This is a genomic window from Pseudomonas citri, assembly GCF_025336485.1.
In the GTDB taxonomy this organism is placed as follows: Bacteria; Pseudomonadota; Gammaproteobacteria; order Pseudomonadales; family Pseudomonadaceae; genus Aquipseudomonas; species Aquipseudomonas citri.
In genome coordinates this window covers 56947-78870 of the sequence record NZ_JAODAB010000003.1, presented here as the reverse complement: position 1 = coordinate 78870, position 21924 = coordinate 56947, and the positions used below count along the sequence as shown (strand labels likewise).

At 58.2% G+C, this 21924-nt stretch carries 11 protein-coding genes; 3 read left to right on the top strand and 8 right to left on the bottom strand.

What is annotated here, in order from left to right; all coding sequences use genetic code 11:
* Positions 1-17: 17 nt before the first annotated feature.
* From N4Q37_RS04500 to N4Q37_RS04490, 3 genes are all read right to left on the bottom strand, one after another.
* The gene (locus N4Q37_RS04500; RefSeq protein WP_260955700.1) at positions 18-8120 is read right to left on the bottom strand and encodes a SpvB/TcaC N-terminal domain-containing protein; all 8103 of its coding nucleotides are present in this window, start codon (positions 8118-8120) and stop codon (positions 18-20) included.
* A gap of 289 nt (positions 8121-8409) precedes the next feature.
* Entirely contained in the window at positions 8410-11100 is a 2691-nt protein-coding gene (gene mdeB / locus N4Q37_RS04495; RefSeq protein WP_260955699.1) for an alpha-ketoglutarate dehydrogenase, read from the bottom strand.
* 2 nt (positions 11101-11102) lie between these two features.
* Positions 11103-12311, bottom strand: coding sequence for a methionine gamma-lyase (locus tag N4Q37_RS04490; protein WP_260955698.1), 1209 nt, complete (start codon positions 12309-12311; stop codon positions 11103-11105).
* Between the two features lie 124 nt (positions 12312-12435).
* Here N4Q37_RS04490 and N4Q37_RS04485 point away from each other — a divergent pair, with 124 nt between their 5' ends.
* Positions 12436-12906: an Lrp/AsnC family transcriptional regulator gene (locus N4Q37_RS04485; RefSeq protein ID WP_260955697.1), complete on the top strand. Its 471-nt coding sequence runs from the start codon at positions 12436-12438 to the stop codon at positions 12904-12906.
* Between the two features lie 18 nt (positions 12907-12924).
* On the opposite strand, the gene N4Q37_RS04480 is transcribed toward N4Q37_RS04485, so the two are convergent.
* From N4Q37_RS04480 to norV, 5 genes are all read right to left on the bottom strand, one after another.
* Positions 12925-14103: a Bd3614 family nucleic acid deaminase gene (locus N4Q37_RS04480; RefSeq protein ID WP_260955696.1), complete on the bottom strand. Its 1179-nt coding sequence runs from the start codon at positions 14101-14103 to the stop codon at positions 12925-12927.
* A gap of 65 nt (positions 14104-14168) precedes the next feature.
* On the bottom strand, positions 14169-15458 hold the full coding sequence (locus tag N4Q37_RS04475; RefSeq protein WP_260955695.1) for a HEAT repeat domain-containing protein: 1290 nt from the start codon (positions 15456-15458) through the stop codon (positions 14169-14171).
* A gap of 275 nt (positions 15459-15733) precedes the next feature.
* Positions 15734-16600, bottom strand: a complete 867-nt coding sequence (gene dapA, locus N4Q37_RS04470; RefSeq protein WP_260955694.1) for a 4-hydroxy-tetrahydrodipicolinate synthase — start codon at positions 16598-16600, stop codon at positions 15734-15736.
* 389 nt (positions 16601-16989) lie between these two features.
* Positions 16990-18123: an NADH:flavorubredoxin reductase NorW gene (norW, locus tag N4Q37_RS04465; RefSeq protein ID WP_260955693.1), complete on the bottom strand. Its 1134-nt coding sequence runs from the start codon at positions 18121-18123 to the stop codon at positions 16990-16992.
* The gene (gene norV / locus N4Q37_RS04460; RefSeq protein ID WP_260955692.1) at positions 18120-19562 is read right to left on the bottom strand and encodes an anaerobic nitric oxide reductase flavorubredoxin; all 1443 of its coding nucleotides are present in this window, start codon (positions 19560-19562) and stop codon (positions 18120-18122) included. Before norV ends, norW begins: the two co-directional genes overlap by 4 nt.
* Positions 19563-19721: 159 nt before the next feature.
* Here norV and norR point away from each other — a divergent pair, with 159 nt between their 5' ends.
* Together norR and N4Q37_RS04450 are read left to right on the top strand one after the other, a co-directional pair.
* Positions 19722-21245: a nitric oxide reductase transcriptional regulator NorR gene (gene norR / locus N4Q37_RS04455; protein WP_260955691.1), complete on the top strand. Its 1524-nt coding sequence runs from the start codon at positions 19722-19724 to the stop codon at positions 21243-21245.
* A gap of 220 nt (positions 21246-21465) precedes the next feature.
* A complete protein-coding gene (locus N4Q37_RS04450) occupies positions 21466-21816 on the top strand; it encodes a hypothetical protein (RefSeq protein WP_260955690.1) in 351 nt (116 codons plus the stop codon).
* Positions 21817-21924 lie beyond the last annotated feature (108 nt).

The following is a 21924-nucleotide window of genomic DNA, read 5'->3' as shown; positions in this document are numbered from 1 at the left end:
CAAGGCAATGCGATCGTTCAATAGACCCAGTGCAGCGGAACGCCCAGCATCTGGGCGATGTCTCGTCGAGCGACTTCGTAGAACGTTTCCGCCGCGGGCTGAACGAAAACGTCGTTGTAGACGGATAGGAATGCGGCAGGCGGCGCAACCACGCCGACTGCGCTGAGCGTTCCCCGGAACTGTCGGTATTCATCGCCGCTCTGGATATCGTCTGCCGCGTGGGACAGCACGATGGGCGCGGTGATGATGGCGCCGGCCGTACCCATGCCCCGTCCCACGGACATCAGGGATGAAGAGGTTCGCCAGGCACCGGCAATGAAAAGCGCTCCTCCCGTTGCCTGAACCGTGCCCCCACCGATGCCCAGTGCGGCCAGAAAACTGTCTTCTTCCTGCGTGCCGCCATAGATGCTCAGGGCACCACCCACGAGGTTGACGCCGCCGACCGCGGTGCCGTAGCGGCGCAAGGTCGGCAGTTCCACCCGCGCCTGGATCGAATTCGGGTTCAAGGTGCTGAGATCGTTGTGGGTGCGCACGCTGCCGGAGATGGCCGCGTCCCGCACCGCCAGTCGCGACGCTTCATCCCAGATCGGGTTGTACTCATTCGGTGGGATCATGTCCGTGGGCCCGAGGCCAAGACGGGCACGCAACGCACTCTCGGCGGCATCGGCGGGGCCGTAATAAATGGTGTCCTTGATCATGTAGCCTGGGGCAAGTTCTGCCGCGGCCCTGGCAGTTGGTCCTGAATACAGATTCAGCGTCTCGCCCAATGCGGCACCGGTCGGACTGACGGGGGCAAAGCTCCTCTGGACGACGAACGAAAACAGCGAGAGCGCGGTCGAGGTCTCTTGCGCTCTGCTGCCCGAACCGGATCCGGACGCGACAGGCTCGCTGGGTGTCTCTTCGGCAAAGGAGGCGGGGGGCAAGTCGCGTTCGTCCTCCGGCAGGCTCTGTTGCAGGAGTTCTTCGCGAGCGGTCGGCGTCGTCGGATCGATGCAAGTGGCGGTGGTTGGATCACAGTGCGTGCCACTGGGATCGGTGCTGCGCAGAGGCTGGTTGCCGACGTAGGCAAACAGGTTGGTGCCGTCGACAAGCCCGGCAGGGTCCGCGGCGGTCCAGCGTCCCAGCCAGGCTGCGTAATATCGCGCACCGTGATAGCCCAGCCCTGTCTCCTCGTCGCGCTCCTTTGCAGTGAATCGATAGCGCTTGGGTGTGTCGGTCCGGCTCCGGACAGCCTGGTAAGCCGTACTGCCGAAGGGCGTGTATTCCTCGTAGGAAATGATCTGCGCATGTTCATCCAGCTCCAGACTGGCCGAGCCAAGATGATTACCAAACTGATAGCGGATCAACTGCCGTGGCGCCGGGTCGTCGCCTGTCCTGTCGAGCGTGCGGGTTTCCACCAGGGCGATGCGCTGCTTGCTGTCCATCATGTGCAACGTCGTGCGCTCCAACGAGGCACTCCCGGCACCGATAGAACCTGCGTGCTCGCGGAAAATCTCGAAACCGCCAAGGTAGATGCGCTCTTCGATACGCCCCGGCGCCTTCTCGCAGACCTTGCGCACACGCTGGCCCGACGCGTCATAGACATGGAAGGCCTTGCCGCCGCCCCCCAGATCGACTTGGCACAGTTGGTCCTTGCAATTCCAGTGCATGTTCGCCGCGGACAGCCCGCCGCCGAGGTGCGGCATGCGGATCATGTTGCCGTGGGCGTCGTGCCGGTACATTTGCGCCTGCGCGCCGTTTCCTGTCGAACCCGCCGTGGTGTGGCTCAGACGGTTGCTGGTCTTGGGCGAAACACTATCGCCGTCGGTTTCGGTCAGGCTCGGTTCGAGGTAGTCATAGGCGCGCGTCCAGCCTGCATGGGCCGCATCGTTGCCACGGTGCTGCATCTGCAGGAAGTTACCGACAGCGTCGTACACGTATCGCTCGATGTAGGTGCCCATGGCATTGCCGTCATTGGGGGCGAAGCGTCCGTTGGCATCGGCGCTCAGCAAGCCGACACGTCCGGCATCGTTGTGCGAATGGGGGATCGGCGCGCCACCTTGTCCCAGGTGTTCGCGGCCCGTGGCCTGGATCAGCCGGTAGAGCGCGTCGTAGATGTAGTCATTGTCTGGTTCGACGCGCTTGTTCCTGAAGTAGACCGTTTGCTGCGCATCGTCCTGGACATGGGTGATGTTGCCAGCCGGGTCATAGACGTAGCGCAGGCTTTGCACCTGACGGCCCGGCCAGCCGGTGATCGGCGGCTGCGGATCATCGTCGGGGAAATCGGCCGCAACGCGCCGCGTGAGCAGATGCTTCAGCCGAAAAGTCATCGGGTCGTAGCTGTGGAGGGTGCTGGCGCCATTCTTGTAGTCAATGCGCAGACGCTGCCCTTTGGCGTTGTAGTCAATGTTGGCAACCCCGACTGGGGAAGGAACGTCGTCGTCCGGGTTGAGCAACGCTACGGGAACTGTCGCGCGCTCCAGCCAGACGTCCAGCCGCTGCAGCTGGTTGGCCTGGTTGTACACCGGCTGGATCACGTTGCACTGGGCGCGGGCCAGGCTGCTGTGGGGTGCAATGGACTGGATGGCGCGGTTGAGCGCGTCGTAGCGCGTGCTGCCCTCGAAGTATTCGGCATCCAGTCGCGGATCTGCCTGCCAGTCGGGCAGCGCGGTGTAGTCGCTGGCCAGCTGCCGTGTGCTGTGCAACAGGTTGCCCTTGAAGTCATAAGCCTCGCTCGGGTTGCCATTGGCATCCAGCCGGCCGTTGGTGACGACGCCAGCCGAATCGAAGTGGCGGTAGACGCGGGTGCGCAGGTTGAGCGCTTGGGCATCGACGAGACTTTCGCCGTACTCGATCCGGTCAAGGACGATGTCGCGATCCAGGGTGCGCGGATCGGAGTCCGGCGTGTTGCCTCGCACCGTCTGCGCCTGCGGTCGACGGAGTGCATCGTAGGTGGTAGTGAAGTCGTGCCCCCGGCTGTCCCAGGCGCGGATGGGCTTGCCAGTTACGTCGTTGAGCATCCAGCGTGCACCGGCGTCCATGCTGAGCTGATGGATACGGTTGCCGAGCATGTCGTAGACGTAGCGCATGACCACGCGACCGAACGGGTCGCCGGCCTGCTGGATGGCATCGCGCACGGCACGCTGGTTACCTTCAATGTCCAGTTCGACCCGTGTGGCAAAGGTGTCTTGTGTGTCGTCGAGGTCGTGACCGGGGCAGGCAACCCGGTTGCATGTGACAGTGAGGAAGGGACGGCCGAGCGTGTCGAAATGGGCGATGGTGGGGGTGTCGGCATGGGCTTGCGCACGCAAGGCGGCATTGCGTTCGGCTGACCCGAGGGCGCCGCTAACGCGCTGTGCATGCCAGGTCGACCAAGTGTCCGGTTGCGTCTCGAAATACCCGGCGACGTAGCCCCCGATGTCAGGGTCGGAGCGAGGGTCGCCGGTCTGGGCACCCCGGGGCGCGCAGGTGTCGTTGACGTCGTAGGTGGTCTGTTGCCAGGGATTGAAGAGCACCTTTTCGAAGGTGTGGTTTGGATGCAGCGTGGCGACGACGCGCCCGGCCGGATCATAGAAAATCACCGGACTGACACCGATGCGGACATCGAACTCGAAGCGGCTGGTGTCGGTGAAGAAAGGCTCGTATTGGCGGACAGGCTTGCCCTTGTTGTTGAATACAGTCCAGCCGCTGCCGACCCAACGCGGGCTTATGTCATTCCCATCAGGCAGGCCATCCGCGTCCACGATGATCTTGCCATCGGTGTCACGCTGCGGGCCGGGCCCCGGCTCGACCTGGATCTTGTTCTGGATCTCGCGGCCGAAACCGTCGGAATAGGCAACGCTGAGCTGGATCCTGAGACCTTGGGGTGGCAGCGCAGCACTGACATGGGTTTCACGCGTGAGCGTCGCGCAACAGGCCGGCTGCCACGCGGCAGCATCGTGCGGATTAGCCTGCCGGGTGCGGCGAAAGCGATCGACGTCGTAAAGGATACGGGTGGTTGCGCCGTTCAGTAGTACCGCAGCAGCGGCACGCGGATCCACCGCCTCGAAAAACTCATCGAGCTGGGCCTGGGTGGGGTCGCTGGCGAAACCTTCGAGCGTGTCGCCTTCCACCGCCGCGGGACGTGGCTTACCCATGACTGCGGTTCCCGCCACCATGCCGAGCGTGTCGAAGGCCACCTCAGCCCGGTTGCCGTTCGGGTCGCTGACCAGGCGCGGCTGCAGGACCCGGTAGTCGTTGGCGACTACCGTCACACGGTTGCCCAGTGCATCGCGGGTTTGCGCAAGCAGAAGGTCGTGGCTGTCGAAATCCACGAAAGCATGCTGACCAAAGGCGTCACGGTAGCGGCGAGGCAGGAAGAAATGCCGGCGGGCCTGCATCAGTTCCGTGGTTGCGTCGTCGTCCGGGTCCGTGCCGTAGAAGGACCGTCCCGAAGGAATCCACCAGTGATTGTCCGGATCGCTCGCGGGGAAGCGTCCGTCCGCCTTTAGCACTTGGCTCTGCAAGTAGCCGCCCTGGTGACTGAGGACGGCCGCCGGATCCGGCAGCAGCGACGCGGCCGGCTGCTCTTGGCAAGGGCGCCGGTAGACCTCGGCGAGCAGGCCAGGGGTGAGGGCGAGCTTGTAGCTCTCACCCGGCAAGGCCAGCGGGTGCAGTTCGCCAAGGGGCAGCAGGCTGCCCAAGTCGTCATGCCGATAAAGAATACGCAACCATTCGATACGGCGGCGCTGACTGCCGCTGCCGCTGCCGCTGCCGCTGGCGTTGGCCTCGTAGGCGACTTCCGGGCCACTGAACCTGTGGCGCAGATGTCCTGCTGCGCCAGCATCCGGCTCGACGAAATCCGTGGCCTGGTAGCGACCGGCTGGCCCCGTGGCTGGGTAGTCTGTGAGTTCGAAGGAAACAGCCTCGCAGGGCAGGGGCGCTCGATGGACGTCAAGCGTTTCGATGGCATGGGTGAAGCGGTTCTCGGTATAGGTCAGCAGCGCAGTGGTTTGCCGGGCCTGATCGGTCGGATGAAGCCCTTCGAATCCGGGGTTCGGCCGGAGTTGCACGTGCCCCTGCCCATCGATCACAGGAATCCGTGGGCGACGCCCATAGCCAATTGCGGCCTGCTTGAGCACATTGCCGAAGGCGTCCACTTCAAGCGTCAGGGCGTGCTGGATACGCGGGTCGACCGGGTTGCGCTCATAGTGGTAGCTGATGGTTTCGCGGGGATGGGTGAAGAATACGGCGTGACGGTTGCCGCTCCGGGGCTGTAATGCGCGAAGGGTGAAATTCTGCTCGGTGATGGAGTAGGGGGTACGGGCACGCAGGTGCTGGTCAGCCGTTGCGTCGGCAGCGGCATCGTCCGCGTAGATCTCCTGGCGCAGCATGGCCCCCTTGAGGGCGCGGCAGGCTTCGCGCTCATGCTCGCGAGGCAGGTCGGCCGGCAACAGCGTATCCGGCAAGAGCAGGGCCTGGGCTGCGGCGTCGGTCAGGCCGGGCTCGCGAAAGTATTCGCCCGGGGCATTGGCGCTCGGCAGGCCGGCAAAGCAGTCGGAAATCGTGTTGCGACCGAGATAGATGCCGGTGTGGAACCAGGTCTTGGTATACACCGGCGGTACATGCGCTGCGGGGGCAAGATTGTCCGCGGCGGCGTTGTCGTCGAGCAGGGCGCCAAGCGCCTCCGTATCCCATTGTTCCACCATGCCAAAACCACGGAACTCACGCTCTTCACCATCGAAGTAGCCATGGTGGTAGGCGTAGCGAGTGACCAGGCGATTGCGGCTGACGAGGTCATGGGTGGTCACGCGCTCGACCACATGGACCGGAAAAGGCAGGCGGGTGATCCACGGTTTTGCGTCGTGCTTGTCCTGTAGATAGAACTTGGTGGACGGCGCGTACTCAACGTGCGTCTCAGCCCCGAGGTTGTTGTAGGTTTTGACCAACAGATGCGGCTTCTGGCCACCCATGAGATTGACGTAGCGCATCGAGCGCTGTGTGTCGCCTGGCAGCGCGGATGACCAGACCAGGCACGCCGTGCCGTTACCCAGCAGGTCAGTGGGCAAGACGCTCACCTCCTCATCGATGCGCGGAAACGCCTTCAACGCCTGTGGCTGGCTCCAGCCATTGCCGGACTGGTTGAAGTACAACCGTACCCCGGTGTGATGCAAGTAGATGATGTCGGTGGTGCCGCTACCATCAATGTCGGCGAGGCGGATATAACGAGGGTCGAACTGCTCTGGATAGTCGAACCACGGGGCGTTATCCATGGTGATTTTCGTGCCAAAGCGGCCATAGCCCAGGTTAGGCCAGTAGCAGACCTCTCCATTGCGGATGCGAACGATGTCGGTCAGGCCGTCGCCCGAAAGGTCGGCCAGGTAGATCGATTGGGTGCCATCGGCGAACACCGCACGCGGCCCCTTTTCCTCATCGAACGCCTGCGCGACACGACGGGCCGGACCGAAGCCGTCTTCGGTCAGCGAGGCGTGCCAGACAAAAGCTTCATGCTCGGTGATCAACACGTCGGCCTGGCCGTCCCCGTCGAGGTCAACGAACTTGAGATTCGGGTCGCGCAGGTCGTGGTTCAGACCCGCAGTGAACGGACGGAAGGGCTGCCACCCCTCGGCGTCATCGTGCTCGTACAGACCTTGGACAGGACCCTCCATGACGACCAGGTCAGGCAGGCCGTCGCCGGCGAGGTCCATGAACTGCACGCCACTGCTCAGAGATACGTTGGGTTTGAGGCTGACCGTTTCGAGCGGTGCGAACTCCGGCGTGTTGCTGAGGGGGCCGAGGTTGCGCTTGTAGAACCAGGCGCCACTGCCAACCTGCTCGGTAAGGATGCCGGGAACACCTTCGCCATGCAGGTCGGTCCAGCGAAAGGTGCTGCCGTCCAAGCCTGCGGGGAGATTTTCCAGGCTCTGCGGGTCGACTTCTTCTACCGTGTCCTGGACGACGGGCTGGCTGTACTCGAACCCGAGCGCAGGCAGGCTACGCTCATCGTAGCCCTTATCGTTGCGCCGATATCCCGTTGACGTGACGGCTTGTAGAAAGGTGTAGAGCGGATTGCGTGCATCGTTCGGATCGACTTCATCCGAATAGGTGAAATCCGTCGCTCGCACCAGGCAGTTGCGCCCGACGCCAGGCTCATCCGGAAAATGGTGAAACATGAGGACACGCCGGCAGATCCGGTAAGTGCGTACTTCGAAGCCTGCGCGGTAGGACGAGAACGGATCGGGACGCGCAGACCATGTGTCCCCATCGGTGGGTGTCGGAGCGCGTGCGTCGTGTTCGCCGTAATCGAAGACGACTTCGAAATTCCAGGCATCGCTGCCGTCTGGCGCCCCGGCATCCGGAGGGTCCGGCCACACAGTGTCGGCGTTCAGCGTGGGGAAGTAGGGCGACGCATTGCCGTACCGGACGCGCTTGAGGTAACGCTGTGCGGAACGAGACTGATCGGTGCGGTTACGTTCGTGGGCCTTGGACAGGCTGTCACTGGCAGGGTCATCGAAGACATTTGCCGAGTCCTCCGCCTTGTAGCCATAGACGATGACATTGCCCTTGTCGTCGTGGCTTTGGCAGATCAGCCAACTGAATATTCGGCGTGGGTCCGAAGGGTCGGCAATGCGACTCTCGCTCGTTCTGCCGTACCAGGTGGTGACATTGTCCCTGGAGATGGACCGCCAGAACACATCGGCGGTGTCCTCGGTGTTAATCCAACGCTCGATGCGGGCGAAAAGCCCTTCGATCCGAGGCCGGTAGCGGCGGATCTGGTAGATCTTGCCGTCGACCGTTCGAGGTTGAAGTGTTTGCGGCAGCCACTTGCCGTTGGCGTCTTGTACAAGGACAGGCACCAGGTCTTCCGCGCCGGAAAGCATGAAAACATCGGAGTCGACAGCATCGAGATACTGGGGCAAGCCCTTGTCGGTCTTGCGACTGATCGACTGCAATGCGCAGCTCCAGCCAAAGCCGAAGGGACCATTTCCTGTGCCGGAGTTGTAAGAGAGCGAAAGTTGCGGCCCAAAACCCGAGCGCCCAGGGCTGGTGGCGATGGGGACAGACATCGAGCCCGTCCCGGTGACGGGATTGGCGGCGAACTTCTCGCCCATGCCACGGATGGCACCGCCACCCTTCGGCAGTTGCAGCGAGGGGGCTTTCACATCGAAATTCGATGCCCCTTTTGGGTCTTGGCCATCCGGTGCGTTCACGGGAATGCATCCTGCAACTAAGGCAAATAACAAACCTCTCCATCTGTACGAGCCTAGGAAATATAGGGATGTGGATTAGACTATTTGGCGATGTGGCTAATCTCTGAATTGGTCGGATCTGCGGCCGGCGCGCAAACTGCGCGCCTTTGGCCTCGACGTGTTCAACAAAAGGAAGGGGCAATGCCCTTGGCGAAATGGCCTTTTGATTTCGAGCGGATCCCGGCCTTCCATGGGAGGTGCTTCAGCGATCCCAGGGCGCGGCGCGCGAAGGGGCGGGTTTGTAGCGTTGGATTGCGTCGGCGAGCACGCCGGGGTCGAGGCCATCGTGGTCCACCAGGCTTTTTAAACCGGCAATAACGATGCTGTGTTGATCCACTTCGAAGAATTGCCTGAGGTTTTGCCGATTATCGCTGCGGCCAAAACCGTCAGTGCCCAGGGTGGTGTAGGGCGCCGTGAGGTATTGAGCGATCAGTTGCGGCCAGGCGCGAATGTAATCAGTGGCCGAGATGATGGGTTGTGTGCCGCCCAGGTACTTATCCAACTGAGTGCTGCGCTGGGCGCCCACTTGCAGTCGATTGTCGCGCTCGGCCTCGCGCGCCTGACGTGCCAGTTCGCTGAAGCTGGTGGCACTGAACACCTCGCTGTCGATGTTCCAGTCCCGGGCCAGAATCGCGCTGGCTTCGATCACCTCCCGCAAAATGGCCCCGGAACCCACCAGCCGCAGGCGAATCCGCGACGTCTCGGTGGTGCTGCTCGAATACCGATACAGGCCTTGCAAGATATCGCTGTGCCGGGCTTCGTCGATCGACGACTGGGGGTAGTTTTCATTCATCACCGCCACGTAGTGGAACTCGTCGCACTGCTCCTCCAGCAGGCGCCGCGCGGCGTGGTCGAGGATCACAGCCAGTTCCCCGGCAAAACAAGGGTCCCAGACGCGGCAATTGGGCACCATCGAGGCCATCACCAAGCTGGAACCGTCCTGGTGCTGCAAGCCTTCACCGCCCAGCGTGGTGCGGCCAGCGGTGGCTCCCAGCAAAATGCCCCGGGAACGCTGATCGGCGGCGGCCCAGATCAAATCGCCGACCCGCTGGAAACCAAACATCGAGTAGTAGATGTACACCGGCAGCATCGGCTCGCCGTGTACTGAATAGGAGGTGGCAGCCGCTACCCAGGACGACAGGGCACCGGCCTCGGTGATGCCTTCTTCCAGCAATTGGCCATTGCGCGATTCGCGATAAGACAGGATCGAGCCGCTGTCTTCCGGTTCATACAACTGCCCGTGGGGTGAATAAATACCCAGTTGCCGAAACAGACTGGCCATGCCGAAGGTGCGCGCTTCATCGGCCACGATGGGCACCACCCGTGGCCCCAACTGTGGGGCTTTGAGCCAGGCCGTGAGCATGCGCACGACGGCCATGGTGGTGGACATCTCCTTGCCCTCGGCCTTCAAGGCAAAACCGCCGGTGACGGCCAGCGGCGGCACCGCGATCTTCGGCGCCTGGCTCTTGCGCGCCGGCAAAGGCCCGCCCAAGGCCTGGCGCCGGGTGCGCAGGTAACGCATCTCCGGGCTGTCTTCGGGGGGACGATAGAAGCGCAGTTGCGCCACGTCTTCATCTGTCAGTGGCAGATGGAACCGGTCACGGAAGGCAAGCAGGGCGGCGACATCCAATTTCTTCGCTTGGTGCGCGGTCATCCGCGACTCACCGGCCGCACCGATGCCATAGCCTTTTTTGGTTTTTGCCAGGATCACTGTCGGGCGGCCCTTGCAGGCTTTGGCGGCAGCGAAGGCCGCGTAGAGTTTTCTGAAATCATGCCCCCCGCGTTTGAGGCCATTGATCTCATCCAGGCTCATGTGCTCCACCAGGCGCCGCACTTGCGGGTCCTTCTGAAAGAAGTGTTCCAGGTTATACGCGCCGTCATGGGCTCCGAGTGTCTGGAATTCCCCGTCAGGGGTGGCCGCCAGGCGCTTGAGCAGCACATTGTCGGTGTCGCGGGCGAACAGCGCATCCCACTCCGAGCCCCACAGTACTTTGATCACGTTCCAGCCGGCGCCGGCGAACAGCGCTTCAAGTTCCTGGATGATCTGGCCGTTACCGCGTACCGGCCCGTCAAGACGTTGCAGGTTGCAGTTGACGATAAAGGTCAGATTGTCCAGTTGTTCCCGGGCCGCCAGGGACAGGCCGGCGATAGACTCCGGTTCGTCCATCTCGCCATCGCCAAACACGCCCCAGACATGACGCCCATCGGTCTGCGCCAGGCCGCGGTGCAGCAAATAGCGCATGAACCGCGCCTGGTACACCGCGCTGATGGGGCCTATGCCCATGGAGCCGGTGGGGAACTGCCAGAAGTCTGGCATCAGCCACGGATGGGGGTAGGAGCACAAGCCTGGGCCGTTGATTTCCTGGCGGTAGTTAGCCAATTGTTCTTCGCTCAAGCGACCTTCGAGGAAGGCCCTGGCGTACACACCGGGCGCCGAGTGAGGCTGGAAAAACACCAGGTCGGCATTACGCTGTCCGGTGTCGCCATCACCGCGGAAAAAATGCTGGAAGCCTACCTCGAAAATTTCCGCCGCCGAGGCGTAACTGGCGATATGCCCGCCCAGTTCGCCATAGGCATGGTTGGCGCGGACCACCATCGCCAAGGCGTTCCAACGCAGCAGGCCGGTGATGCGCTCTTCGAGCGGCAAATCACCGGGGTAGGTGCCCTGTTGCTCCACGGGCAGGGTGTTGCGGTAGGCGGAAAATGCCTGGGTGTCGCGGCTGACGCCGTGTTCACCCGCATATTCTTCCAGGCGCTTGAGCAGGTAGCGGGCGCGCTCCGGACCGCAGGCGTCGAGGGTGGAGGCCAAGGCATCGAGCCATTCCCGGGTTTCCTGGGGATCCTGGTCTTGTGCACTGAGCTCGCCATCGTTGAGGGGATAAGCGGTGGACATGTTCAACCTCCTTGAGCACAGGCATCCAGCGCTTGGGTGACGTCGGCCAGTAGGTCAGCGATGTCTTCAAGGCCCACCGACAAACGCACCAACCCCTCGGAAATCCCGTGGTGCGCACGCTCTTCAGGAGTGTAGGTGGAATGGGTCATGCTGGCTGGATGCTGGGCCAGGGACTCGGCGTCTCCCAGGCTGACCGCGCGGGCGAACAACGCCAGTGCGTTCATGAAACGCCGGCCGGTGGTCAGGCCGCCCTTGAGTTCGAAGGCGATCATGCCCCCGGGCAACTTCATCTGCTTCGACGCCAGGTCGTACTGGGCAAAGGAGGGCAGGCCGGGGTAAGCGACCCAGTCGACGGCCGGGTGCGCTTGCAAATACTCGGCGATCACCTGGGCGTTGCTGCAATGGCGCTCCATGCGCAGTGACAGGGTCTTGAGCCCGCGCATCAGCAGAAAAGCGTCCTGAGGCGACATCACCGCACCGGTCAGATCCTTGAGGCCTTGCAGGCGAATGCGGTCCGCCAGTGGCTGACTGGCAACCACGATGCCGGCCGTGATATCGCCATGGCCACTGAGGTACTTGGTGGCCGAATGCACCACTACATTCGCGCCCATCTCCAGGGGGCGTTGCAGGTATGGAGTGCAATAGGTGTTATCGACCACCAGGGTGATATTCCGATGATGGTGAGCAATCTTGGCCACTGCGGCGATGTCCACCAGTTGCATGTTCGGGTTGGCCGGGGACTCGAAGTAGATCATGCGCGTCGCAGGGCTGATGGCATCGCGCAGTTCAGCCAGGTTGGACATGTCAACATGGCGCACCTTGACGCCAAACTCGCCGATACCATGGTGCAGCAGGGAGAAGGTACAACCGTATAGCGTGCGGTTGAGGATGATCTCGTCACCGGGGCGCAGCAGGGTCCAAAAGGTTGCGGCAATGGCCCCCATGCCGGAGCTGAAGGCCACCGCAGCCTCGCCGTTTTCCAGAGTCGCCATGCGTGACTCCAACAGCGCCAATGTGGGGTTGGAGATCCGCGTGTAAAAATGCCCGGACTCTTCGCCGGCAAAACAACCGGCGCCGTATTCGGCGGTAGGGAAGGCGAACGTGGAGGTCAGGTAGATCGGCGGGATCAGCGCGCCGTTGTTGTCCAGCGGGTTATAGCCGTGATGGATGGCGCGGGTGGAAAAGCCCAGTTCATTGTTTTTATTGTTCATGGTGAAGGCTCCTGTATTTCCTACAATGCTATGCTCAATTTCAACAAGAAAAATTCCAAATTGACCCAGGAATAACCAATCAATTGGAATAAATGCTTTTAATAATAGAGTTTGGAGGCAAGATATGCCCAATGGCCTGGACCGTACTGACAAAGCCTTACTCGCGGCCCTGCAAGGCAACGCCCGGCTGACCATCGCCGAACTGGCCGAACATGTGGCCCTGACCACCTCGCCGTGCTGGCGTCGGGTGAAAATGCTCGAAGAGAGCGCAGTGATTACCGGCTACCAGGCGATTCTTTCGCCCAAGGCGCTCGGCTACGGCGTCACCGCATTTGTCAGCGTGATGATGGAGTCCCACAGTCAAGAGATGGCCCGATCCTTCGAACAGCGCCTATTGGAAATCCCGGAGATCGTCGCCTGTCACAACGTTTCCGGGCGCTACGATTTTCTGCTGGAAGTGGTGGCCAAAGACCTGGAGTCTTTCGGCGAGTTTGCGCGAGAGGTACTGCAAACCTTGCCGGCGGTCAAAGAGATCTATTCAAGTTTTTCGTTCAAATCGGTCAAGCCTTCGCGAGTGATTCCGGTGCTGGGCTGAGCGCGGTATTACCTTTGACTACAGGTCAGTATCCATTTCACCCCATTCAATGTTCAAAAAATCATGCCAATTTGAGTTGAAGTTATCTATCTGCAAAAATGCGAGGAAATCATTTATTTGTTTTAAAGCCATAGCCACCGGCTTTGTTGATGAGTCGCTATCGTATTTTGCTTTTTTGGCTATAATCAGGTCATTGCAGTTCTTGTACAGCCAGCTGTAATTACGAAGCGACGTTATGATTCTTGTTTTAATGTTGGCATCCAGATGATCGCTCACGCTGTATTTGATCATTTCGCCGGTGGCAAAATCTTTTTTTACTAGTTTTAATGGCTTGCCGCCATTGCTTCCCAGTTTTTTTACAAATATGTTCGCTCTTTCGAGGCAGGTCTCGTTTGCCCCTGGATCGGTGTGCGCATAATATATTTTGAATCCTCTGACGTCTTTTGCATAATGTGCCAAGAAGCTAGCGCACATTAAGCAGGGTTTCAAGGTGACGAATAAGTGACTGTCGTCCGGGATTTCGGTTGAAGAATTTACAAGATAATTATATAGGCAACATACCTCGGCATGAAAAAGCCTGTTGGTGCCGGATTTATTTAGTCCATAGCTTATGATTTCTCCATTTTTCGCCACCAGTAGCGCCGCTACATTGTAGTCACCCCATACACCGCCCAGCTTAGTCTTGTTATGGAGAAGCGCAAAAGCCGCGCACATGTAAAGACGGGGTACATTCACATAACTCTCATCAGTGCTAGCGAGATCCATCATTGAAAAAGAGGAATTGATTTCAAGCTTTTTATGCGTAGGGACAGGAAGTGCTTGCACGATATTTTCTGTCTTTACCGAAGGAACAAAAAATTTGCTCTTCAAGTACCCCTCCGACGCGGGCGAGTACGTTTGTACGTGCAAGGTTTTCCCAAATAAAACTACTCGCCCAACAAAATTGTACAACCCTATGAGAGGAGGGGCGTTGGGGTTTGAGGTGGCATCATGCACCAGCAAATCCAGATCAGTGCTCATGTTGGACGTTATCACGCTACCCAAAGCAGCAAGAATCTCAAAATATTTCAGCTTGTGAAGTTGAATTACTCTATAGGCTGTGCGATTTTCCGCCTTGCTACAGGCAAAATTCTGATCAGTTCCCAGGTAATAAAATTTACATAATGCAAGCCAGTTTTTCCATTCCTGCAAGTTCATCGGTGAGCTCCTTCTGTTTCCGTGTCTACAGGTGTAGCCTTATGGATATAGAATTTTGCATTGGATTAGCTGTCCGGTTCTAGCATTACGCTGTCTATAAGCTTGTTGGTCTTGTCCGATCCATCGTCTTTTAGCGACGGAAGCTTTTCGAAAACTAACGACCTTTGAGCTTCGTCAGCCTCCCTCAAAGATGATTGGATAATCAAAATGTAGTTATATCTACCGTCGCTTGCTGCGGCGGGCATCTTCTGCAACGCAATTCCGATTGTCCTGGGGTCTGCTAATAAATAGAGAAATTCAGAAGCGTATACGCGCATGGTCTTTTCAGGATCATTTGCGATATCGAGAATTTTTGCGAGATTCTCCTCGGACAATATTGCTTTGGCGGGCAATAAATCTTGCCGATTATTTCGGCCTATTTTGTTGAGCGCCACAAGTGCGCCAAGTTTAGACCGATAGGATGCATCGCCTGCCAGCAATGTCTGCAGTAGAGGATTTATCACCGTGGTGCGTTGACTGCCCAGGCTTTCACGCGCGCTTTGTCTAACATACTGGCTGTCCGAATTTAACTCCCTAATAAGTTCGGCAGTGGGAGAAGGGGGGTTGCTGTTATCGGCTGCGAAGGCCGAAGAAATTAAGCTGATTGTGTCGATTTGCTTTTTCTGCCCGCGATTTGCAAAAGCTCCGTCCTCAAAGCAACCAACTTTCGCGACTATCGTCTTTGTCGCCACATCCATCAGCCGATCATCTTTTTTATTGTAATTCCATGTGAGCGTTTTTCCTGAGGCCAAGTATGGAGAGACTTTTTTGACGTCGATGCATTCGAAGTAAACTTCACCTGCATCTCCCAGCGGCTCGATACGCAGACTCAGCGTTGAGTTTTTAATCTGCCCGCCGAAAATATAGAAATCCCAGGAGTCCTGGCCTCGTAACATTCCTCCGGCGTACGGTTGATCTCCGGCGAGCTCGACCGTTTTCACCTGTTTTGCTTTTACATCCCCTATGATTCGTACATGAACATATCTTTCCGAAACTTGATCGATCAGCACCATGAACACTATTACCGCAATCGCAGCCACACCGAGTAAAGCCCCTGTTTCTCCTAGGACGCTGATCTTCGCACGAGAACCAAAAGCGCCGAATATAATGCTGAGGCCCGTACAAATTATAAAAACCTCGACAACCCAACTAAATGGATTAATCGCCATGGGGATTCCCCCCAAGAGAATCAGCGCGAAGCCAACAATCAATCCATACTGGAAGACACTGGTAGGTTTGTCCGGCCAGTCAGCTTTGGAGATACTTTCTTTGTTGTCTTCGTTTTTCTCTGTGTCAGTTGGCTTGTCATCGTCCATGTCATCACCCCGTTCACGGCTTCCCTAATAACCTTTGGACGGCGCCAGCTTCGGTAAGCTACGCGCTCAGCACAGGAATGCATGTGATGAAACTGCGATCTTCGATCACGACCGGCAGCTCGACGTCAGGTCAGTACCACGATCACAGAAACCCCTTCGACATGAGGACCTGCAGTTAGGAGGACTTCATAGTTTTACATCATAGACATCGATGGCCATGGTCTCCACCTGACCCTGTGGACACCACGGCTATGAAACCACCTTCTCCTGCTGCGCTAAATCTCCAGACTGTCCAAGACAACGCGTAGGCGCTCCAAAGTGGTCTTAGTGCAAGGCTGCATGGGCTCACGCAATTCATTTGCAATCAGTCCTTGGACGCTAAGGGCCGCTTTCACTACCGCCGGATTGGGTTCTGTAAACGCCATCTGAATCCAGGGTAGCAGCTTATAGAACGTCGCTCGGCCCGCCGCGACGTTACTGTTGTCCATGTCTTTCATCAGTTGTAGATATAGGTCTGCTCGCACATGCGCTGACGCAGAAATCGCACCGGCGCCACCCAAGGCCAAGTTATTGAAGAGATGAATGTCCTCGCCCGTGAGCACTTCGGTATGCGCATCGTTGATCAGTGCCATGGTCGTCTCGATGTCACCTCCACAGTCCTTGACGGCCGCAATATTCGGATGACGAACGATTCTCCTGATGGTCTCCCGCTCAATGCGAACGCCTGTGCGGTAAGGAATGTCGTAAAGCACCACAGGGACGGAGGATGCATCAGCGATTGTCCTGAAAAAGGATTCGATACCCGATTGTGAGGGACGGATGTAGTAGGGGGCAGGTACGAGAACACCGGCAATATCACGGGCCTGGATCTTTTGCTGGAAGTCCAGAGTCTCCTGAAGGTTGTTACCCGCGAGCCCCATGATCACCTGGTCAGGCTGCGCGACCTCCAGCACCACATCCAGCACCTTGAGCTGCTCATCTTTGCTCATCGCGGCGGCTTCACCGGTGGTACCGCAGACCACCAGGCCTCTCACACCCTCAGCAAGAAGCTTTTTGACCAGTCCATCCAGTGCTTCGAAATCGACTCGTCCCGAACGAAACGGGGTCACCAGCGCAATCCAGATACCGCGGAAATTAGACATGCATTACTCCTCAGGCAGACCGATTGGTCGACGTCAGAGGAGGGATGGGAATCAAGAAGGGAAGGAGACCTAACACTTTCTGTCCTGTCAGCTCATCTGACGGGACAGCGCCCCGGTCAAATGAGCGACTGTTTCTTCGATTTCTTGGCAACGGACACGCATGCGCATGCCTGAGCGGTAAGGCCCAAGACAGTCAGCATGTGGTCGGTGGTGAGAATCATGAATGATCCGTTGCGAAGAAGGGTGGCCGGATAATGCGCAGACGCGTGCCGTGCCGTCAACTGCAATCTCAAGGGAAGGTGGGAGGCCGGGTTGCACGATCTACACGTCGCGATCGAACAACTCCGGCCTGTTGATGGGACGATCCGGATGAACGCTTCAAGTTCGGTTTACGACGCAAGCTGCCGTAACAATGCAAAGGCCTGTTTCATGTGGTCTTCACTCACGACGAACGCTCGTAGCTGTCCCGCCATGTCCAGGCCCCTGGCTACCAGCCCCTGTGACTCAAGGTTGATCTGCCATTGCAAGTCCTGACGGCTGGTTTCTCCGGCCAGATGCAGCGGCATTTCCGGAGTCTTTACCCTGACCAGCATCGCCGGGAATTTCACTTGCTCATCGCCACCCAGCACATTACGCGCCAGGGTCATGGCGCTTAACTGAATGGGTTGCAGAAACGGCAGCAGCTTGCCCTGGATCTGCGCGCAATCGCCAATGGCAAATATGTGCGGATCAGAAGTGCACATTCGGCCGTCTACTTCAATCCCACGATCCACTTGTAAACCAGCCTGTGCTGCTATCGTCGTATCGGGTTTCAACCCGATTGCGGCCACGATCACGTCGGTGGAGATGTGCCGCTGATTGGACAAAGTCGCCAACAGACCATCGGCTCTTTTTTCAATGGACGCTAAAGACTGGTTGAACACCGTTTCCACACCCATCTGGCATAACCGGTGCTGCAGGCGGCTACTTACCTCGACAGGCAGCAGCGATGCCAGCAGGCTGCAGGACTTGTCCATCAGCACCACCTGCTTTGCGGCCCGGTTCATGTCCATGGCCAGTTCACTGCCAATCAAGCCGGCTCCCAGGATCAGCACGCGTCGTGCGACTTTCAAGGCCTGTTGTGCATCTCGGTATTCTTGCTGACTGTTCAGCGTCACCATCCACTCTTGCCCGGGAATCGGTGGAACGACGGCTTGCGCCCCCGTGGCAAGAATCAGTTTGTCGTAGCTGAATGCTTGGTCGTCCGTGCTGATGCACTTGGTTTTCCGGTCAATCGCAGTCAGCCGGCAGCCAGCGTTCAGGGTCAACCGATACATCTCGGCAAAGTCCGCCGCGGACTGTCGAGTCATGTCGTCCGCGGTCTGATTGAGGCTGATAACGTGGCTCAGGTCGGGCTTGTTGTACTCATCGCAACTGTCTGCGGCGATCAAGCGAATGGGGACCGCTGCATCAAGCTTGCGCAAGTTCTTGACCACCTGACGAGCCGCAAAGCCGGAGCCCACAATGACAATTTCCTTGCTCATTTCGCCTCCGAAGCCAGCTCATCGAACACTGATTTACCCATTGAACACTCAGGGCACAGGAAGTAATCCGGCACCTCACTCCAGGCCGTACCCGGCGGCACGTCCTGCATCGGCTCGCCGATCGCCGGGTCGTAGATCCATTGGCAGACGCTGCACTGCATGCGCGAGCCGTTGTCCGCGATGGGTTCTGCCTGGACAGGTGCCGCGGCGGCAGGTCGTGCGACGGGTGCGTCGGGCGCTGGATGCAGCGCCCATTGCCGGGCGATTTCGCGTCCATGGGCCCGGCAAACCTCGAGCGAGTCACCGTCCGGGCGCCACTTGGCTTTGAGCGACAACGTGGTTTCAAATCCCGCGTCCATCAGGCGCGTCTGGATACGGTCTACCGCACCACCGTTCCAGCCGTAGCTGCCAAATGCCGAAGCCTTTTTATTACGGAAACGCAGCCCGGTTATTTCCTCCAGGAGGGCGGCGACTTTCGGCATCATGACGTTGTTCATGGTGGACGAACCCACCAGGACACCTTTTGAGCGGAAGACGTTGGTCAGAATCTCATTCTTGTCATGGCGCGACACGTTGAAAATCTTCACCGCTACACCCGGATCGACTTCGTGAATGCCTTGTGCGATGGCATCGGCCATCATGCGGGTGTTGTTCGACATGGTGTCGTAGAACAGTGTGATGCGGTCCTCCTGATAGTCCGCCGCCCACTCCAGATAGCGGTGCACAATCTGCGTCGGATTTTCACGCCACACCACGCCATGGGCGGTGGCGATCATATCGACCGGCAGATTGAAGCCGAGGATCTCGGTAATTTTCGGAATGACCAGGCGACTGAACGGCGTGAGAATGTTGGCGTAGTAGCGTTGGCACTGTTCGAACAGTTCGTTTTGGTCCACTTCATCATTAAACAGATGCTCGTCGCAGTAATGCTGGCCAAAAGCATCATTACTAAACAGTACGGCATCGCCGGTCATGTACGTCATCATGCTGTCCGGCCAATGCAGCATGGGCGTTTCCACGAAAACCAACTGCTTGCCATTGCCGACATCCAGGGTGTCGCCGGTATGCACTACGTTGAAATTCCACTCTGGATGATGGTGATGACCGTTGATCGAGTCCACGCCATTGGCGGTGCAATAGATGGGCGTGTTGGGGATCAGCGACATCAACTCCGTCAGCGCCCCGGCGTGGTCCTCTTCGGCATGGTTGATGACGATACAGTCCAGCGTGTTCAGGTCTATTTCCATCGCCAGGTTCTTTACGAACTCCCGGCTAAACCTGTGATCAACCGTATCAATCAATACGGTCTTTTCTTCGCGGATCAGGTAGCTGTTGTAGCTGCTGCCTCTGTGGCATTTGTATTCTGTGCCGTGGAAGTCCCGCACTTCCCAATCGCGCTGGCCGACCCAATGAATGTTGTTCTTGACGTGAATTGACATGTCCTGCCTCGGTGTTGAAATGAAGTTCTACACCGAAGATGGCAACCTTCGTGCCATGTCATAAATCATTGTTTTTGCTAAAAAATAAACATAGATTGTCTTTTTGACAAAGCGCGATTACTGTCTGTATGACTAATTTATGGTCAAAGTGACATAGCGATGAGTCTCTCTGTTGAATCCCTTACACGCATTGCTATTCAGCTGCAAAGCGGCAACTCCCATCAGGACCGTTTTCAACGCCTGATCAATACCTTGCGCCAGTTGCTCGGTTGCGACGCCTCCGCCTTGTTGCGTTACGAACAGCGACAGTTCCGTCCGCTGGCGATTGACGGCTTGGCACCGGATGTTCTGGGGCGCCGCTTCAGCCTTGACGCACATCCGCGACTCGAAGCCATCGCCCGCGCCGGGGACGTGGTGCGCTTTCCGGCCGAGAGTCATTTGCCTGATCCCTATGACGGACTGATACCTAGCCGGCAGGATCTCAAAGTGCACGCCTGCATTGGATTGCCGTTGTTCGCGGACCAGGCGCTGATCGGAGCGCTGACGATCGATGGCATGGACCCGTTACAGTTCGATCACTTCAGCGACGAGGAACTGCGACTGGTGGGAGCCCTCGCGTCTGCAGCATTGACCAACGCGTTGTTGGTGGAGCAGTTGGAAAGTCAGACCATTACGCCTGTCTCCATCAGTCGCACCCCGGTGAGTAAGCCCCGCACCGAAATGGTCGGACTCAGCGAAGTCATGCAGCAGTTGAAAAAAGAAATCGAGATGGTGGCAGGCTCCCACCTGAACGTTTTGATCACGGGTGAAACCGGCGTCGGCAAGGAACTGGTCGCCAAGGCTATCCATGAAGGCTCATCGCGCGCGGGCCAGTCTCTGGTCTATCTGAACTGCGCTGCGCTGCCGGAATCAGTGGCCGAGAGTGAGTTGTTCGGTCATGTGAAAGGGGCGTTTACCGGCGCTATCCATCATCGCACCGGCAAGTTCGAAATGGCTGATAACGGCACACTGTTTCTCGACGAAATCGGTGAGCTGTCACTGAATCTGCAAGCGAAACTGTTGCGTGTACTGCAATACGGCGACCTGCAACGGGTCGGTGACGATAACGTGCTGCGGGTCAACGTTCGAGTGCTTGCCGCGACCAACCGTGATCTGAAGCAGGAGGTGTTGAACAATCGGTTCCGCGCCGACCTGTTCCACCGTTTAAGCGTTTTCCCTGTACATGTGCCTCCTCTGCGGGAGCGTGGGCAGGACATCACGTTGCTGGCGGGCTTTTTCTGTGAGCAGAGCAGGGAACGCATGGGGTTGAAAAGGGTGGCGTTGGCTGCCAGCAGCCTGTCGTTGCTTAAAAAGTACACGTGGCCAGGAAACGTTCGTGAACTGGAGCATGCGGTCTATCGAGCAACCATCATTGCCCGTGCGACCCAGCAAAGTAACGAGTTGCTGCTCGAAGCGCAGCATTTCAATCAACTGCCCGAGCAGGTGGATACGCCGCCTGTTGCACTGGATGTTCCTACCCTCGGGGTTGACCAGGGACTGCGGGATGCGACGGACGACTTCCAGCGTCAACTGATTGAAAGCACACTGAAAAATTGCGCAGAGAACTGGTCTGCTTGTGCTCGGATGCTGGATATGGACGTGGCCAACCTGCACCGGCTGGCGAAGCGGTTGGGTCTGAAATAGCGCTCACGACCGATCAAGGCTTGATTCAGCCAAAGCCCAGCATGGCGATAACCTGTCGTTCGATAAGTCATATTGACTATTTATCGGTCACTATGACCTATTTCGAGATAGATCATAATGACCATTAATACATATAAGTAGTTGATATTTAAAGATAAAAATTTTGGCCCGCTTTGTGTATTAGGTAGAGAACCTAACGCCAATCCAAAGGGGCAATGTTATGACTCGTTCAATCGCGCTCAGTTTTACTCTATGTGTACTGCTGGCTCCGTTATGCCAGGCCGACCAGATCGTCCGTGAAGTCCCCGACACAACCGCCGGCAAGGGTTTCGGCGCCTTGACCGGAATGATGGCTGGGGCAGCAGGCGGCCCGATTGGGGCAATCGTCGGCGCTGCAGGCGGTTTTTTCGCGGGCAGCGCAGTGCAGACAGGCATCGGCAAAACTGAAACCGCCTACGAGGTAAAAAACGCCCAAGGCGAGATGAGTACGGTGCGTTCGCCCAATGCGCGTTTTGAAGTCGGGCAACAGGTCACACGCAAAGGTCCTCGACTGGTCGCATCGGAGGAATAACAGGCATAAAGCCTGGGGAGCCGAGGAAGCGCCGTCTTGCAGGAGAGGTGCGCAGAAAGGTGAGGCGATTACATCCCCCGTTTTCGCCTTGCCTGATCGCCACTCGGC

Bases quoted from the DNA above. Each gene is read 5' to 3' on its own strand.
- mdeB (WP_260955699.1), bottom strand. From the start codon at position 11,100: ATGTCCACCGCTTATCCCCTCAACGATGGCGAGCTCAGTGCACAAGAC.
- N4Q37_RS04490 (WP_260955698.1), bottom strand. From the start codon at position 12,311: ATGAACAATAAAAACAATGAACTGGGCTTTTCCACCCGCGCCATCCAT.
- N4Q37_RS04485 (WP_260955697.1), top strand. From the start codon at position 12,436: ATGCCCAATGGCCTGGACCGTACTGACAAAGCCTTACTCGCGGCCCTG.
- N4Q37_RS04480 (WP_260955696.1), bottom strand. From the start codon at position 14,103: ATGAACTTGCAGGAATGGAAAAACTGGCTTGCATTATGTAAATTTTAT.
- N4Q37_RS04475 (WP_260955695.1), bottom strand. From the start codon at position 15,458: ATGGACGATGACAAGCCAACTGACACAGAGAAAAACGAAGACAACAAA.
- dapA (WP_260955694.1), bottom strand. From the start codon at position 16,600: ATGTCTAATTTCCGCGGTATCTGGATTGCGCTGGTGACCCCGTTTCGT.
- norW (WP_260955693.1), bottom strand. From the start codon at position 18,123: ATGAGCAAGGAAATTGTCATTGTGGGCTCCGGCTTTGCGGCTCGTCAG.
- norV (WP_260955692.1), bottom strand. From the start codon at position 19,562: ATGTCAATTCACGTCAAGAACAACATTCATTGGGTCGGCCAGCGCGAT.
- norR (WP_260955691.1), top strand. From the start codon at position 19,722: ATGAGTCTCTCTGTTGAATCCCTTACACGCATTGCTATTCAGCTGCAA.
- N4Q37_RS04450 (WP_260955690.1), top strand. From the start codon at position 21,466: ATGACTCGTTCAATCGCGCTCAGTTTTACTCTATGTGTACTGCTGGCT.